This is a genomic window from Microcystis sp. M179S2 (genome assembly GCF_020245805.1).
Lineage (GTDB): Bacteria > Cyanobacteriota > Cyanobacteriia > Cyanobacteriales > Microcystaceae > Microcystis > Microcystis aeruginosa.
Genome location: NZ_JADBUE010000140.1, coordinates 13,223 through 27,074, shown reverse-complemented (window position 1 = coordinate 27,074; position 13,852 = coordinate 13,223). Strand labels below are relative to the sequence as shown.

Annotated in this window: 14 protein-coding genes, 1 tRNA gene and 1 pseudogene; 6 read left to right on the top strand and 10 right to left on the bottom strand. The window is 40.3% G+C overall.

Annotation, left to right across the window (positions count from 1 at the left end):
• Positions 1-69 precede the first annotated feature (69 nt).
• Genes IM500_RS08275 through IM500_RS08265 form a run of 3 tightly spaced genes read right to left on the bottom strand, consistent with a single transcriptional unit; the run spans position 70 to position 2,601 of the window.
• Positions 70-330, bottom strand: a complete 261-nt coding sequence (locus IM500_RS08275) for a hypothetical protein (protein WP_287738107.1) — start codon at positions 328-330, stop codon at positions 70-72.
• 1 nt (position 331) lies between these two features.
• Entirely contained in the window at positions 332-1,435 is a 1,104-nt protein-coding gene (locus IM500_RS08270; protein ID WP_190720281.1) for an AAA family ATPase, read from the bottom strand.
• The gene (locus IM500_RS08265; RefSeq protein WP_287738106.1) at positions 1,429-2,601 is read right to left on the bottom strand and encodes a DUF262 domain-containing protein; all 1,173 of its coding nucleotides are present in this window, start codon (positions 2,599-2,601) and stop codon (positions 1,429-1,431) included. The genes IM500_RS08270 and IM500_RS08265 overlap by 7 nt, the downstream gene beginning before the upstream one ends.
• 256 nt (positions 2,602-2,857) lie before the next feature.
• On the opposite strand from IM500_RS08265, the pseudogene IM500_RS08260 reads away from it, so the two are divergent.
• Positions 2,858-2,995, top strand: a pseudogene (locus IM500_RS08260) (geranylgeranyl reductase); the annotation flags it as partial.
• A gap of 155 nt (positions 2,996-3,150) precedes the next feature.
• Here the strand turns inward: IM500_RS08260 and IM500_RS08255 are convergent.
• Positions 3,151-4,092 carry a hypothetical protein gene (locus IM500_RS08255; RefSeq protein ID WP_190720278.1) on the bottom strand — a complete coding sequence of 314 codons (942 nt, stop codon included), beginning with the start codon at positions 4,090-4,092 and terminating at the stop codon, positions 3,151-3,153.
• A 90-nt stretch (positions 4,093-4,182) separates the two neighbouring features.
• Here IM500_RS08255 and IM500_RS08250 point away from each other — a divergent pair, with 90 nt between their 5' ends.
• Entirely contained in the window at positions 4,183-5,004 is an 822-nt protein-coding gene (locus tag IM500_RS08250; RefSeq protein WP_190720275.1) for a sulfotransferase family protein, read from the top strand.
• Between the two features lie 96 nt (positions 5,005-5,100).
• On the opposite strand, the gene IM500_RS08245 is transcribed toward IM500_RS08250, so the two are convergent.
• The 3 genes from IM500_RS08245 to IM500_RS08235 all read right to left on the bottom strand — a co-directional run bounded on the left by IM500_RS08245 (position 5,101) and on the right by IM500_RS08235 (position 8,324).
• Entirely contained in the window at positions 5,101-5,301 is a 201-nt protein-coding gene (locus tag IM500_RS08245) for a hypothetical protein (RefSeq protein WP_002735656.1), read from the bottom strand.
• Between the two features lie 307 nt (positions 5,302-5,608).
• The gene (locus tag IM500_RS08240) at positions 5,609-6,610 is read right to left on the bottom strand and encodes an Npun_R2821/Npun_R2822 family protein (RefSeq protein ID WP_287738105.1); all 1,002 of its coding nucleotides are present in this window, start codon (positions 6,608-6,610) and stop codon (positions 5,609-5,611) included.
• Between the two features lie 208 nt (positions 6,611-6,818).
• Complete coding sequence (locus IM500_RS08235; protein WP_287738104.1) at positions 6,819-8,324, bottom strand: hypothetical protein; 1,506 nt, start codon at positions 8,322-8,324, stop codon at positions 6,819-6,821.
• A 127-nt stretch (positions 8,325-8,451) separates the two neighbouring features.
• On the opposite strand from IM500_RS08235, the gene IM500_RS08230 reads away from it, so the two are divergent.
• Positions 8,452-8,524, top strand: a tRNA-Glu gene (locus tag IM500_RS08230).
• Positions 8,525-8,543: 19 nt separating this feature from the next.
• Here IM500_RS08230 and IM500_RS08225 read toward each other — a convergent pair.
• Entirely contained in the window at positions 8,544-9,893 is a 1,350-nt protein-coding gene (locus tag IM500_RS08225) for a sensor histidine kinase (protein ID WP_287738103.1), read from the bottom strand.
• Between the two features lie 55 nt (positions 9,894-9,948).
• Positions 9,949-10,125, bottom strand: coding sequence for a hypothetical protein (locus IM500_RS08220; protein WP_287738102.1), 177 nt, complete (start codon positions 10,123-10,125; stop codon positions 9,949-9,951).
• Between the two features lie 88 nt (positions 10,126-10,213).
• On the opposite strand from IM500_RS08220, the gene IM500_RS08215 reads away from it, so the two are divergent.
• The 3 genes from IM500_RS08215 (at position 10,214) to IM500_RS08205 (ending at position 12,656) form a co-directional block, all read left to right on the top strand.
• On the top strand, positions 10,214-10,687 hold the full coding sequence (locus IM500_RS08215) for an EVE domain-containing protein (RefSeq protein WP_190720263.1): 474 nt from the start codon (positions 10,214-10,216) through the stop codon (positions 10,685-10,687).
• A 3-nt stretch (positions 10,688-10,690) separates the two neighbouring features.
• Positions 10,691-11,545: a prohibitin family protein gene (locus tag IM500_RS08210; RefSeq protein WP_272080289.1), complete on the top strand. Its 855-nt coding sequence runs from the start codon at positions 10,691-10,693 to the stop codon at positions 11,543-11,545.
• Positions 11,546-12,005: 460 nt separating this feature from the next.
• A complete protein-coding gene (locus tag IM500_RS08205; protein ID WP_190722200.1) occupies positions 12,006-12,656 on the top strand; it encodes a restriction endonuclease subunit R in 651 nt (216 codons plus the stop codon).
• A 109-nt stretch (positions 12,657-12,765) separates the two neighbouring features.
• Here the strand turns inward: IM500_RS08205 and IM500_RS08200 are convergent, their stop codons facing one another.
• Entirely contained in the window at positions 12,766-13,761 is a 996-nt protein-coding gene (locus tag IM500_RS08200) for a DNA cytosine methyltransferase (RefSeq protein ID WP_190722199.1), read from the bottom strand.
• Positions 13,762-13,852 lie beyond the last annotated feature (91 nt).

Here is a 13,852-nt window from a genome sequence, read left to right as displayed (position 1 = left end):
CAAACCCTGTCTGCGTAAAGATTTCAGGAGTTTGTACCCAGTAGTTTATTAGTATTACATTGCTTTAACTCAGGCTCTGTAAGACTTTGAGCCATAGCTAGTATATTTATACGGGGGAAGTTCAGATATTTTTTGGCAAATCCATTGATGAATAGTAAGATTAGATAATATTTTTTGTTGAGATAAACTACTATGAGTCTGGATAGGATAATTGTTCTGTATAGGTTTTACTTCTTGGATGATATCATATAAGTTTTTGAGCAGTTCGTAAGCCTCATTGTCGTTTTTAGCTTGCCCAGTAAAAGAAAGTTCATTAATCAAAAACTTCATTTTAAAGCAACTCCATTAAATCTTTTTCCACTTGATCAAAAAATCCATCAGGCCACTGATCAATTCCTCCGTCTTGATAAAGAATGGGTGAAATAACTTCTGATACAGCTTGTCCTTGTTTCAAATATCTTTGAAAATAATGAATTCGTACATCTTGAGCATCAATTTTCTTATTTTTTACCGCTCGACGAATACCATTTAAGACATGATCACTATGAGTTTCTACTATAATTTGTACCCCACAGCTTGCCGCTAATGCTAACAGTTCTCCTATCTTAGATTGTCCTTTTGGATGAAGATGTGCTTCAGGATTTTCTAATAAAATTAACGTATCTGTAACAGATGATAATAAAGCCACAACAATAGGTAGTATATATGTAATACCAAACCCAGTATTTGTAGGACGATAAGGATTACTCAGTCCGTAAGAGTATTGTAAACCCACTAAATCCATTTCTGGATGAGATGAGATTATGATTCTAGTTCCAGGGCTAATTTCTCCAATCCAAGCTTCCACTTGATTTTTAAAACTCGTAGAAATTGCTTGAGGATGTTCTAATTTTGAATCTCTAATTTTCTCTTCTTCGTAGATAGAAAGAAAATGTGCTGTAAATTCTCCCTTACTTCCAAGCTGTTTATGCTGTTTGACTTGAAATTCTGAAATTTCAAAATGTGGACTTGGAGACATTCTTTCTGCTCGTAGATAGTAAAATTTATCAGTAAAAAGATTGGATCGGTAAATTTCTTGAGGAATAGTATCTTGGGACAGGGGAGATAGTTGAAGAACATCAGAATTAGGATCATATTCAAAAATCCATGAACTTTTACCATGATCTGCGCTGGTAATTTCAAAAGTAATTGAATCTTCTTTTGCACCTTCAAAGAGAGCGTCTTTAGCTGTTCCAATACGAACTAAATCACCATTTAATGCTAATCCTTCCTTTGGTAATAAATCCTGCTTATAGGACTGGCGAAGTAATAATAAGGATTGTAGCAAAGTGGATTTGCCACTACTATTTAATCCTGAGAGCAAAGTTAGCGGTTTTAAATCAAAAGATTGATTTTCAAAAATCTTAAAATTTTTTAACACTAATGATTCTAACATGATAACACCTCTTTTATTATTTCTTTAATTGTATCAAATCTATAGGGAACTTTAGTGGCTGCTTGAGAAACAGATTCGAGAAAATTACTATCATCTTCCATTTTTTTAATAAAAACTTCCTTGACGTTCTCCTTTCTCTCAGTTAATGTTTCAAGTTCTTGTTCACTTAAACCACTCAGGGTAACTGACCAACTTTCAAAAAGAGCTTTATTGATAGGATATTTTCTTTTTCCATCTTCTGTGATTTTACGGATTTTACGGAAAGCATCTTCTCCAAAAATATTATTTGCCGCTTTCATGGCAAAAATAAACTTATTTTTGATTTCTTGTACTCGATTTTCATCTATTTTGTTTAGCTTTTTCATTGCTTGATCTAAAAAATCATCCCGACCTTTATCAGACGAATAGCAATTGTAGCTTATTAAAGTAAAAGCAATAAATCCTAAGATAAATTCATGATCGACCATGCGATTCTTTCTTTTTTGACTAAAACTTGTCAATTTTTGGAATTCTGGAATGTTTGCTAATTCCTTGAGAATTTTTATGGCTTGACCTGGATTTATCGCTTGACGAAATTCTTGTAAATTGAGAGGTAATCCCCCAGTATTAATTCTTCTAAAAATGTTATACTTAACTTTAGGTGGTGTACCAGGTTCAATTAAATACACAATAAACTCTGCTTCATTTATTCTGCGTTTATAGTTACGAGATAAATCTGAATACTTGTTCTTTTCTAATTCCTTTAAAAATTCTAGGTCTTTTAAGACAAGCTTCTCATCAAGAATAAAGCTTTTAAATGTACTCAGTCTTTGCAATCCATCTATAATTAGCCATTCGTCTTCCTCGGTTGCATCCATATAAAATGCTGGCAGAGGAATTCGTATTAACAGAGATTCGATTAATCTGCTTTTAGCCTTATCAGTCCAGATGTTAGCGTTACGTTGAAAATCAGGATTTAAGTTAATTTCTTTATATTCAATTCTTTTGATCAAAAGATCCATGGTTATTTGTTTGGTCGTAATTCTGATTTTGGTTGGATCGAAGAAGTCTGAACTTTCTTCTTCTTCTTCTTCTTCTTCTTCTTCTTCTTCTTCTTCTTCTTCTTGCAATTCAGTTTCTTGGGATGTTAATTGTTCGTATGTGATATCATTTGTACTGTTTTTCATATTATAGTCCTATGAAATTGTTGGCTCTCTTATTCCTTGTGTGATAAGTTTAACTTATATAGTAGCTATCAATCTTTGTGTCCTTTGTGTCTCTGTGGTTCGTTCCACTCACTCGCCCGCAAGACTGTATTTTAGAATACATTTTACCCACTAAACTTGGGAGAGCCAATTGTTTTTAGAATATAGCGTACCTAAATAAAATGTCAACCCCTTCAATCCTGTTCTGACCTAGCTTGCCGATCACTCCCAAGGCAATTCCCAAAAGGACGTACAGAAGATGACTTTTGACAGTTATCTCTATAAAACCGTTGTTCCCGCTAATCCTCTCGTACAGATGAAGATTACTGCTAAAACTATCGGTTCTCTCCTGCGCGGTAACGCTTTGGCCCCTTAAAATCAATTGATAACCAGACAACCCAATCTCCGGCGGTGGTTGGGTTTTCTTTTGGGTTGTTTCATCTCCTATCTTCTCTAATTCAAACAAAAATATCGCCCCACCAGCAATCTCTAAGTACCACCTCACCTCAAATCTAGAGAACTAACGCTTTTTTAATACCATAATTCCGGGATCAGGTCATAATAACCAGCTTGGGGCGGTGGGTAAATACCCGCTTCGATTTTTTCGATAATAGTCGGCCAAGCTTGCCTAAAAGCGGCAGAGCGCTCGTTGGGGTGCAAAGTCCAACCCTTGGCATTGGTGAGAGTGGCGCGATAGTAGTTGCTTTGTTCTAGGGAGCGAGAAACCATAATTTCCCAAGAGTCGAGTTTTCCTTTCCCAGTCAAAATATTGCCCCAAGCTTTTAAACCATCGGGTAAATGATCGAGAAAGGTATTTTTATAAGAGCGCCAGAGGGGGGTGATCGGTAAAAGGCGATCGTAGCGACGACAATTAAGTAGATAGGCACGACTACCAAAAAATTTAAATTGATAGAATCCGTCGGGATTTTTCGTGCAGGGATGCTGAGAATAAATCGTACCATCGGGCCGCGGCGGACCGGACAAAGGACGCACAAACATCATTTCTGGATGGGTTTCCATTAACTCGATCCCTTCGCGGATCCAACTGTAATCCGGTTCTTGGTAGAGCATCATGTCGCTGTCATAATGGACCATATAATCGCTGCGACATGACTCGATTTTGAAGATCGAGCCGAAAATCGGATAACCTTTGTAGTTATGGGTGGAACGGAGGGGACTGCCGAAATGCTTTTGATAGATGCGCTGACGATAGCTGGGATCGTAGTTAAAATCCACTAGGCGATCGATTATGCCATCTTTAACTAATTTTTCACCACAGGCTCTTAACTCCTCCATTGTACCCAGTCCGGGGCGATTAACCTTTTCCCCGCTTAAAGGGGCCGTGTCAATAGCGAGTACCTTTTCATCGAAGGGAAACTGACTCATTTTGACTAGATGGGGAATAGTGTTCATCATAAACCAGACATCGGTTCGCGCCGTAAAAAACCAGAGCGAACAACTTGGCAATCCCATTTTGTATAAACCTCACTTTTGTTTGGGTCTTAAATGGGATACATTATAGGGGAATCTTAGCGACAAGTTGACACAATTCCTTATTAACCTATGACTATAGCCCTCGATCGCTTACCCCAATCTTGGCAGGGTTTAACCCATCGTTTAACTTATAAGTATTTTCAGGTACGCATTGATACACCCAAAGACCCCTATAAAATTCTCTTTCGTCCCCAACCCTATCAGGTTTTATTTATTCTTAGCCATATGCGATCGGGTTCGTCTTTATTGACCCATATCCTCAATTCTAATCCTGAAATTATCGGTTTTGGCGAAACTCATCTGGTTTATGAGAGTGAACAGGATTTTAAAACTTTAATGTTTCAACTCTACTGGCGTTTGAAAGATTTAAACATGAATCATAAATATATTTTAGATAAAGTTCTTCATGATCAGAAGTTTTTAGATCATAGTTTTTTGCAATCTGATCCGGTTAAGACCATATTTTTACTACGAGAACCGCAGCGCACTTTAGCTAGTATTCTAGATCTTAAACCCCATCAAAACGAGCAGCACGCCCTGGGTTATTATACCGGTCGTTTAGCCACCTTAGAAAGTTATGCTCGATTAATTAACAGCAAAGAAAAGAGTTTATTTATCACCCACGATCAGGTATTAAACCAAAGTCAATTGGTCTTTAATAGTTTACAGAGTCATCTCGATACTAAAACGGGATTTTCTGAAGAATATCGAGTTTTAAAAACCACTGGCAGCCGCGGTATAGGAGATTCTTCCGAGAATATCAAAGCGGGTAAAATTATTAAACAAGCCAGAAAATTAGATATAGAAATTTCCGACGCTGTTTTAACCCAAGCCCAAAAAGCCTACGATCGATGCTACGAAACCCTCAGCCATTATTGTCATTGTATCTAAACTGAATTGGGGATTAATAATGGCCTTGATTCTCTCCTCCGAGTCCCAAGAAAATCCCCCTAACTCAACTCTAGGTTGATCTTTTAGCTGGTCTGATTAGCCTTCAATATTAGCAATTGTAAAGCCCATCTGACACTCGTAGAGATTGGGCTGTTGGCTGCCCCCTTTGCCTAAGGAGTGACCACAGCCTAGTTTACCCTCTCGCCACCGGGGTTGTCCCTGCTGGTTGGCTAAAAGACAGCCCTGACAGACAGAACCCGTATCGAGAATGTGTTCGTCGGTTAAAATCACTAACATGACGTTCACCCCCATTGATCTCCGATCACTTTTGTCTCTATTGTAAGGGGTTTTTTCTGAGATGTAGTGGCGCGCTATACATTCCGCTACTTTTTGGGTTTTTTTCGCCTGGACTCTTCTTATACAAGAGATTTACCGCTCAATTATCCATGCTGAGAAGATTAGTCCTTCAAAAGGGATAGTCATACTAAATCCGTTGAGTATAGGCTACATATCAGGACAGGCAAAAGGCAATAGGCAATAGGCAAAAGGGGCAATAAATAACAAGTCTTTAATAACCTGAAAACTGATTATTCACTCCTAATTATTATTTTACTAAGCCGAGTTTTCTGGTTACTTTTTGCCAAAAGGTTGGGGTAGGTGGTTGATAGGGTTTGGGACTATCGGTAAATATAGGACGTTGACTAGGTTCGTAGAGATAACGATAGTGTAAGAAAATATCTCGATAGGGAAAATCGAGATTTTCACCGCTACAAAGTCGAGTGAACAGAGAGGAAGATAAACCAATGTAGTGAAGGTATGTCAAGCGGTTGCCCTGATCATAAAGAATATTATCTAAAGCCTGAAAATGGGGAGAGGTGACACAGCAGCCGGTGCGTTCTTCTTTAGGCAATTGAAGAGCTAGATTATATATAGAAAAATTTGAGCGCATCATCATATAATTGACAATAGTTTGATCGGGAGCCATCGGATAGAGAATTTCCGCTTCTCCTGCTCGCAATTGTTCTATGAGCCAATCTCGCTGATTTTCATCGAATAAACCAGTTTTAGAAGCGTAGAAACCTGCACAAAAAATCTCCTTTTCGATACGATCACGGGAAAAAACCTCGAATAATTTTGGTTGAGAAACTTCGTAGACATGAGTGGGATCTTTATGCTGAAAGTCATAAACAACACAATCGTGCCTATCTAGGATAGCGAAGATTTTATCAATGGCATCGAGTAGCAAGGTGTCCCCATCCATGTAGATAAAACGCTCGAAGGGACTATCAAAAGCAATAAAACGGTGGTGCATTCCCATACGATAATATCGGTCAGTGCAACCCGATTTCAACCAACGTTTGCGGGCTTGCGGGTGGCTATCCCAAATCGACTTGGCGAAATTTTCCCAGCGTTCGATAATTTCCTGATTATCAAATAACTGTACGTTAGGACGTTGAGCAATTTCCGCTCTGATCCGTTCGATGTTGTCATCGTAGGGATAGACACAAACAGGAAGAGCTTTTCCCCCATTTACCTCGATGCTGTTGAGTAGGGCGACTAATTGATCGTAAATGCGATCGTTAGCTAGGGTACAGATACCGTCCATAAAGTAATCCCGATGAAAAAAATTAAAACCTATTATCTTTGCCGTTAGTTTAGCTTATTTTTGTCGATAAATTTCGGTAATTTCAGATTATGGCCATGACCTTAACTGCTGAAATGCCTAAGATTGATAGAGGTAAGTCCCTCAAGATAGTCTCAATTTTCTCACAACAGAAAGACTACCCGATCGACTATACCCAAAACCGATCGATTTAGCGTTTGCGTTTGAGTAATTTAGAAATGCGTCGATTGTACCGCAACCAACGCCAAATTTTAATAACCAATTCCTCTACCCATAAAATAATCGCATCTAATCCCTCTAAAATCCGTTCTAAGGGGTGTTTAACGTAGCCGACGGGGGTTGATTCGGTTTCTAACCATTCTTCGTTAATTGGTTGAATTATCTCCCTAGCGTAGCGGGGATCTAATTGGGTTGCGGGGGGGGATTCTCCAGGAGTAATTTCAGCGGCGGCCGGGGGGATTTTTTGTAAAGATTTATTTTGTTTTTCTTGACTAAAAGCTTTTTTTGTGCTATGAGGCTCGGCTGGTGTGCCTGGGGACTGGGGAAGGGGATAAGCGGGGTTAAGGCGGGGTTTTTCGGAGTCTTGGGGAGAAATAGCCAATATATCGGCGGATTCTAGCCAAGGTTGCTCGCTGATGGCGGAAAATGTCAGGGATTGGCGAGAGGAAAAAAAGTGATCGATCGCCGCTTGGATGAGTTTGCCGATCGTGAAGGGATCCGCTTGGGTTTGTTTTTCTAGCCAATCCTGGAGACGTTGCTTGAAGCTGATCAGCAGAGAATTAGGAAGACTTAGGGGATATTTTGCCGATAAAGCGGGTGAATCAGCACTATATTCTAAATTATTCTTCTCTTTTGCCCAGAAATGCTCGATCGCCGCATAAATTAACCAATAAAGTCGCCAGAGATAGGAGGAATTTTTCTCGATAGTCGGGGACTGGTTAACGAGATCGGAAGGTAGGTTAGAGGTGTGGCTAACACTGCTGGGGATTGCGGGGGAGATAGCGAGAAATTTAGCCTCGAAAATTGCTAATTTTTCGTCAATAACTTCTAAAATCGCTTGAGAATTGAAATTAGGCAGTGGTAAGGAGGGTGGTGTCGGGGTTTTGACGAGATGGGATTCCTGGAAGAGATTTATGGCGATCGCTATTTGCCCCTGTTGTTCCCAGCGTAGCAGGTTCCAAAACCAACGGATCGGGGGCAAGACAGGATTTTTGTCGGTAAAATTTGGTAATAAAGGCGGATATTGAGGATTTAATCGCTTAATTCTCCGTTTTTCGAGGGCGTAGTTAGCCAGTGCCGTCCTAATTTGTTTTTCTATTTGTCTTTGGGTTTGATTATCGGTGATTTTAACAGTCTGGTGATCGTTAGTGACGAAAACTAAAGCTTGATCCTCTAGATCGGCTGCTATGCCAATAAATGCCGTTTCTTGGTCAGATAAGCTCTGGAGAAATTCCGCGATCGCATCCGTCCCCTCTTTGCCAGGGGGTGATAATTGTTTCTGGAGACTGTTCCCCAATTGATTAGCCGTCATCCGCAGGGATTGTACCAGCAAATAGACGGGATAGAGGGCTATTTGCAGGGCAATAGCGATCGCATTTTGACCGCGACGGGAAACGCGGCCGAGGTTATCTTTCAGACGGATCAAACGACGGTTGATCAGGTTGAACAGTCGGCTTTTATAGGGATCGGCAGCCATGGATTTTGGGCGATAACATCTTCATTTAGACTATCCTATTGTGCAAGGGCGGGATAAAAAAAATTTTTGCCAAAACCCTTGACTCCCGGAAAGATTATTGTTATATTTAAAAAGGTCTGAAATCCACGCCCCCATCGTCTAGTGGCCTAGGACACCTCCCTTTCACGGAGGCGACAGGGATTCGAATTCCCTTGGGGGTATGAAAAGAAGTCAGAGGTGTTAAGCTTCTGACTTTTCGGTTTTTTTCTCCCGTTGATGGCTTTTTGGTAGGGTGACGGTGAAAATTGTTCCTCGATCGATCTGACTTTCGACGCTAATTTGTCCATGATGACTGAGGGTAATCGCTAAAGCGATCGCTAATCCTAATCCTGTTCCCCCGGAAGTGGCGGAATTTTGCCGTGCGGGATCGAGACGATAAAAGCGATCAAAAATATGGGACAAAGCAGCCTCGGGAATCCCGATTCCGTTATCTTTGATGCGTACCAGTAACACCGATTGTCGATCGCGTTTACTTTTTTCCAATTCCACTGCCACATTTTTAGGCTCAGATTCGGGCAAAAAAGCGTGTTTTAGGGCATTAGAAATTAAATTTGTGAATAAACGGGCTAATTGATCCCAATCTCCCTGCATAGTAAACATTTCATCGCTGTAGGAAAAATCCTCTTGGTCCGGTTCCACAATCGACAAAGAGAGGGAAATTCCCTGCTTATCGGCGATTAAACGCTGTTCTTCCACCACTTCCATCAATAAAGCATCCAAAGGTACAGCTTGCTCGATCGGTTGGACGATGCCACTATCAGAACGGGCTAAAAAGAGCAGATCATTGACTAAATTGCCCAATCTTTCCGTTAAACGCTCGATCACCCGCAAGCGTTGATCGCCAGTTTGGGGATAAGCGATCGCCATTTGCACGTTAGTTTGGATAGTGGCGATCGGATTGCGTAATTCATGGGAAGCATCGGCGGTAAATTGTTTTAAACTCTGATAGGACTCTTTTACCGGTTGAATGGCTAAACCGGACAAAAACCAACCAATCCAGGCAACACTAGCAATCATCAGGCAAATTCCGACGATTAAATCCCATAATAGCTGTCTAATCGGTTTTGTCACCTCAAACCAAGGATGACTTACCCGCAGATATCCCAAAACATAATGATCGATTTCCACCCTTTCGGTTATTTGTCGCAGCAGACGATTATCGGATAAGCGAATAGTTTCCCCCTGACGGTGGGGATGGAGGGGAATATCTAAAGATTCGGCCAGAGTTGACCAAACTAGATTACCTTGGGGATCGAACCATTCCAAATCTATATGATCGTCCTCCACGGATTTACCCTGACTGGGAAAACTTGCCAGGGGATCGACGCGATAACGTCCTTGGTTCGGGGGAATCGATTCGATCACGAGGGAACGATTTACCACCTCAATGATGTGTTTGAGGGTATCATCAATGCGATCGACTAGGGTATGCCGCACATAAAAATACATTCCCGTAGCGAGAAAAAGCAGTAGTATGGCAGTGACAACAGTGTACCATAAGGCTAAACGGCGGCGAGTGGCTTGGAACACCGATAATCTATGGATTGGCTAGAGATTTTTAGAGCAATGTATCCTATTTTACAGCTTATTTGATCGATTTAATAATCGAGAATAAATTATTTTTAGCTATAGGGAAAAACTGACGGTTGCTAAGAATAGCTAGACTTGAACGCTCATAGTCCTTAAAAATTGCCGCTAACAAAGGTATTTTTAGATACATTCTTCCCAATAATTGTTTGAGTAGAACTACAAAAGCAGTCAAAGTGAATTATATTTAACCCTATGGTGACAGGGCTGACAGGAACGGCTAAAAATATTTTTGAGCTTATGTGAATTAATCACAACTATAAATGATGAATTTAAATTACTGGTTAATGAAATCGGAACCCGATGTCTATAGTATCGGGGATTTAAAAAAAGATGGTCAAACTATTTGGGAGGGAGTGCGAAATTATCAGGCGCGCAATTTTCTCCGTCAGATGAAACGGGGAGATTTGGCCTTTTTTTATCATTCTAATACGACCCCGCCGGGGATTGTCGGCTTGATGCGAGTGGTGCAAACTGATATGATCGATCCCACACAATTCGATCGTGATAGTCCCTACTATGATTCTAAATCCTCTCCAGATTCCCCGCGCTGGTGGACGGTTAAAGTTGAGTTTGATCGCCTTTTTCCCCAACTGCTGCCCCTGGGAATTTTAAAACAAAATTTTACTGCCGATGAATTATTATTAGTAAGGACAGGAAATCGTCTGTCAGTGATGCCTGTCAATCAAGCGATCGCAACAAAAATTCTCGCTTTAGTCGCTCGTCAAGGAGTATAAACTGTGAACCAGAAAGATGCTATTAATTTACTTTCCCTGATTGGGGGATTATTGGCCACTATTGTCATTTTAGCGGCCTTTAATGCCTATGTGATTATCACCCCCGGACAAGCGGGGGTTTTAAGTGTGTTAGGAAAGGCTAAGGACGGGGTTTTATTGGAGGGATTGCACTTTAAACCTCCCTTTGTTTCTAGTGTCGATATCTACGATGTTACGGTGCAAAAATTTGAAGTTCCTGCCCAAAGTTCCACTAAAGATTTACAGGATTTATCCGCTAGTTTTGCGATTAATTTTCGGCTCGATCCGACCCAAGTAGTGGCAATTAGAAGAACCCAAGGCACCCTACAAAATATTGTTGCTAAAATTATCGCCCCTCAAACCCAAGAATCCTTTAAAATTGCCGCCGCTAAAAGAACAGTAGAGGAGGCAATTACTCGACGCAGTGAGTTAAAAGAAGACTTTGATAATGCCCTATCGACTCGGTTAGAAAAGTATGGTATTCTAGTCTTAGATACCAGTGTGGTAGATTTGAATTTTTCTCCGGAATTTGCCCGGGCTGTCGAAGATAAACAAATCGCGGAACAACGCGCCCAAAGAGCCGTTTATATCACCCAAGAAGCAGAACAACAGGCCCAGGCAGAAATCAATCGCGCTAAAGGGAAAGCTGAGGCACAAAGACTATTAGCAGAAACTTTAAAAGAACAGGGGGGAGGATTAGTTTTACAGAAAGAAGCGATCGAAGCTTGGCGCGAAGGTGGGGCGCAAATGCCCCGGGTTTTAGTCATGGATGGATCGGGAAAAAATAGCGTACCATTTTTATTTAATTATAGTGATTCTTTTCTGGAAAATACCCCCTAAATTCAGGTCTATTTAGCCCAATTATTTTCTCAAGATAAAGTCTTTCCCATCAAGAGGAAGTGTAACCTAAATTTGGTAAGCTGTTGACTATCTAAATTACTCGTTAAGACTATAGGGGAGAAGGGAGCAGGGAGAAGGAGTTTCAGCCTAAGTCCACCCCACTTCTCCCCATTCCAATCCCATGCCACCATCCCCAACCCAATCAAACCTCTAACTACAAGAAATATGACCTTGGGGTGCTTTTCGTTCAAAAATAACTTGATCGTAGATCGCCGACGAGTGTAAAGTGCGTTAGAAGGCTACCAATTCTGTTAAAAAAACCAAATCAACAATCCGCACCCCAGGCAGCAACTTTATTCTTAAATTGGTGTTTCTGTTTTGGCTTATTTTGTTAGCAAGAACAGCCGAGACACCTATTTTCCGCTACAATGGAAACAGTGCTGTACTGCTTGCTAAATCAATGCTTACCCTCAAAACGAGTAAACTAACCCTTGCTGATGTTCAACGTCATCTCCATTTTCAAGAAAAGCTTGAGGATGTTTCATTTACAGAGCTTTTAGCTTTGGAAACCGTCAGCGATGCAGAAAAATTAGAACTTGTTCAAATCCGCAACGATTTTCGACCCTATTTGATGGAAGATAAAGCATCAGAAGGACAAGTTAAAGTTTTAACCCTATTTCCCCTATTGCGGTTAGCGGGTTTTTATCGTTATCCGATTAAGATTAGGGTTGAAGAAGGGATTGATAATATTATCCTTGTGGATGAAGATAAAACTATTAGCGGACGGTTTGATATTGTCACGATGAATAATTCGATAGCAACTGTCAATGATATCCATTTTTGGATTTTAGTCATTGAAGCTAAAGAGAGTGGAATCGAAGTCCGTCAGGGATTACCTCAATTATTGACTTATGCCTACAATAGCTTAGAAAGACAACCCTCAGTTTGGGGATTAGCGACTAATGGCTTACAATATATGTTCGTCCATCTCAGACAAGAAACTAACCCCACTTATCAGATAATGCCAGAACTTAATTTAATGTATCCTGAATCAGCAATTAATCTGCTCCAAATTCTCAAGGCAATGGGTCAGCTAATTTTAGAGACATAAATTAGGACTCAAACAAGCTATAATCTCCTAGGCTTTTACTGTCTATATAGGCAATTAAAAGCGTCTTGAATAATTACCACTATCTAAAACTCCTGAGTCGAAAATAAACTTAATTAAGTTGTCGATTGAACGAGAATGAATTAGTTGATGCTTGAGCAACATCTAACAAAGACTCGATTACAGAATTAACCACAGCAGCTACGCAGGAAATCGCTACACTATTACCCGTTAATTTTCGCATAGTTTGATAACTGCCGACAATTTGATAATCATCGGAAAAACCTTGTAAACGGAGCATTTCTCTTGCTGTTAAGCGTCTTTTCCCATCCACTAACAAATAATTATAGGATGCTCCTGCTCGCAAGGCACAGGAATAGGGATAAGCGCTGACATTTCCTCCTTTATTTTCGTGCCAGATAGTCGGTTCACTATAAGGTTTTTTTCCCTCTCTTTTTAGCAGGCGACTTTTTTGAATTCTTGCGGAAGCATAATAAAAATCCGAGACATTTTCCTCTAATATTTCCGTTAAAGTTGTTCTAGATAAAGCTGGTTTTGGCCAGATAAAACCCCGCGCTTCTCGGAAACCAACGATAAAAATCCGTTCCCGTTTTTGCGGTAAACCAAAATTAAGCGCATTCAAAACCCGATAATCGGTATAGTAATCTAAATCTTGCAAAGTATCGAGAATAACTTCTAAGGTTTTTCCCTGTTGATGTCCCTGCAATTGCTTGACATTTTCCAGAATAAATGCTGCGGGTTGTTTGGCTTTTAAAATGCGGGCAATCTCAAAAAATAGCGTGCCTCTGGTATCTTCAAATCCCTTTAAATCACCACAAATACTAAAGGGTTGACAGGGAAATCCCGCCATTAAAATATCGTGATTGGGAATATCTAGGGCGGCGATTTCGGTAATATCTCCCTGGGGTTTGTCGCCAAAATTAGCGTGATAAATTGCCCGAGCGTCTTTATCTATATCACAGGAAAAAACACAATCAGATTCTAAGTTTTGTTGGCGACAAACTTGTTCAATAGCAACTCGAAACCCTCCCAAACCACAAAAAAGGTCAACAAAACGAATTTTTTTACTATCTTTCAGGAGATTCATTGATAGTTGAGATTGTAGCGATAGGGATATTCTCTTTGATTTTAACTTATTCAACTTTCACCAAAGAGCGGACGGTAAATATTTCATTGGC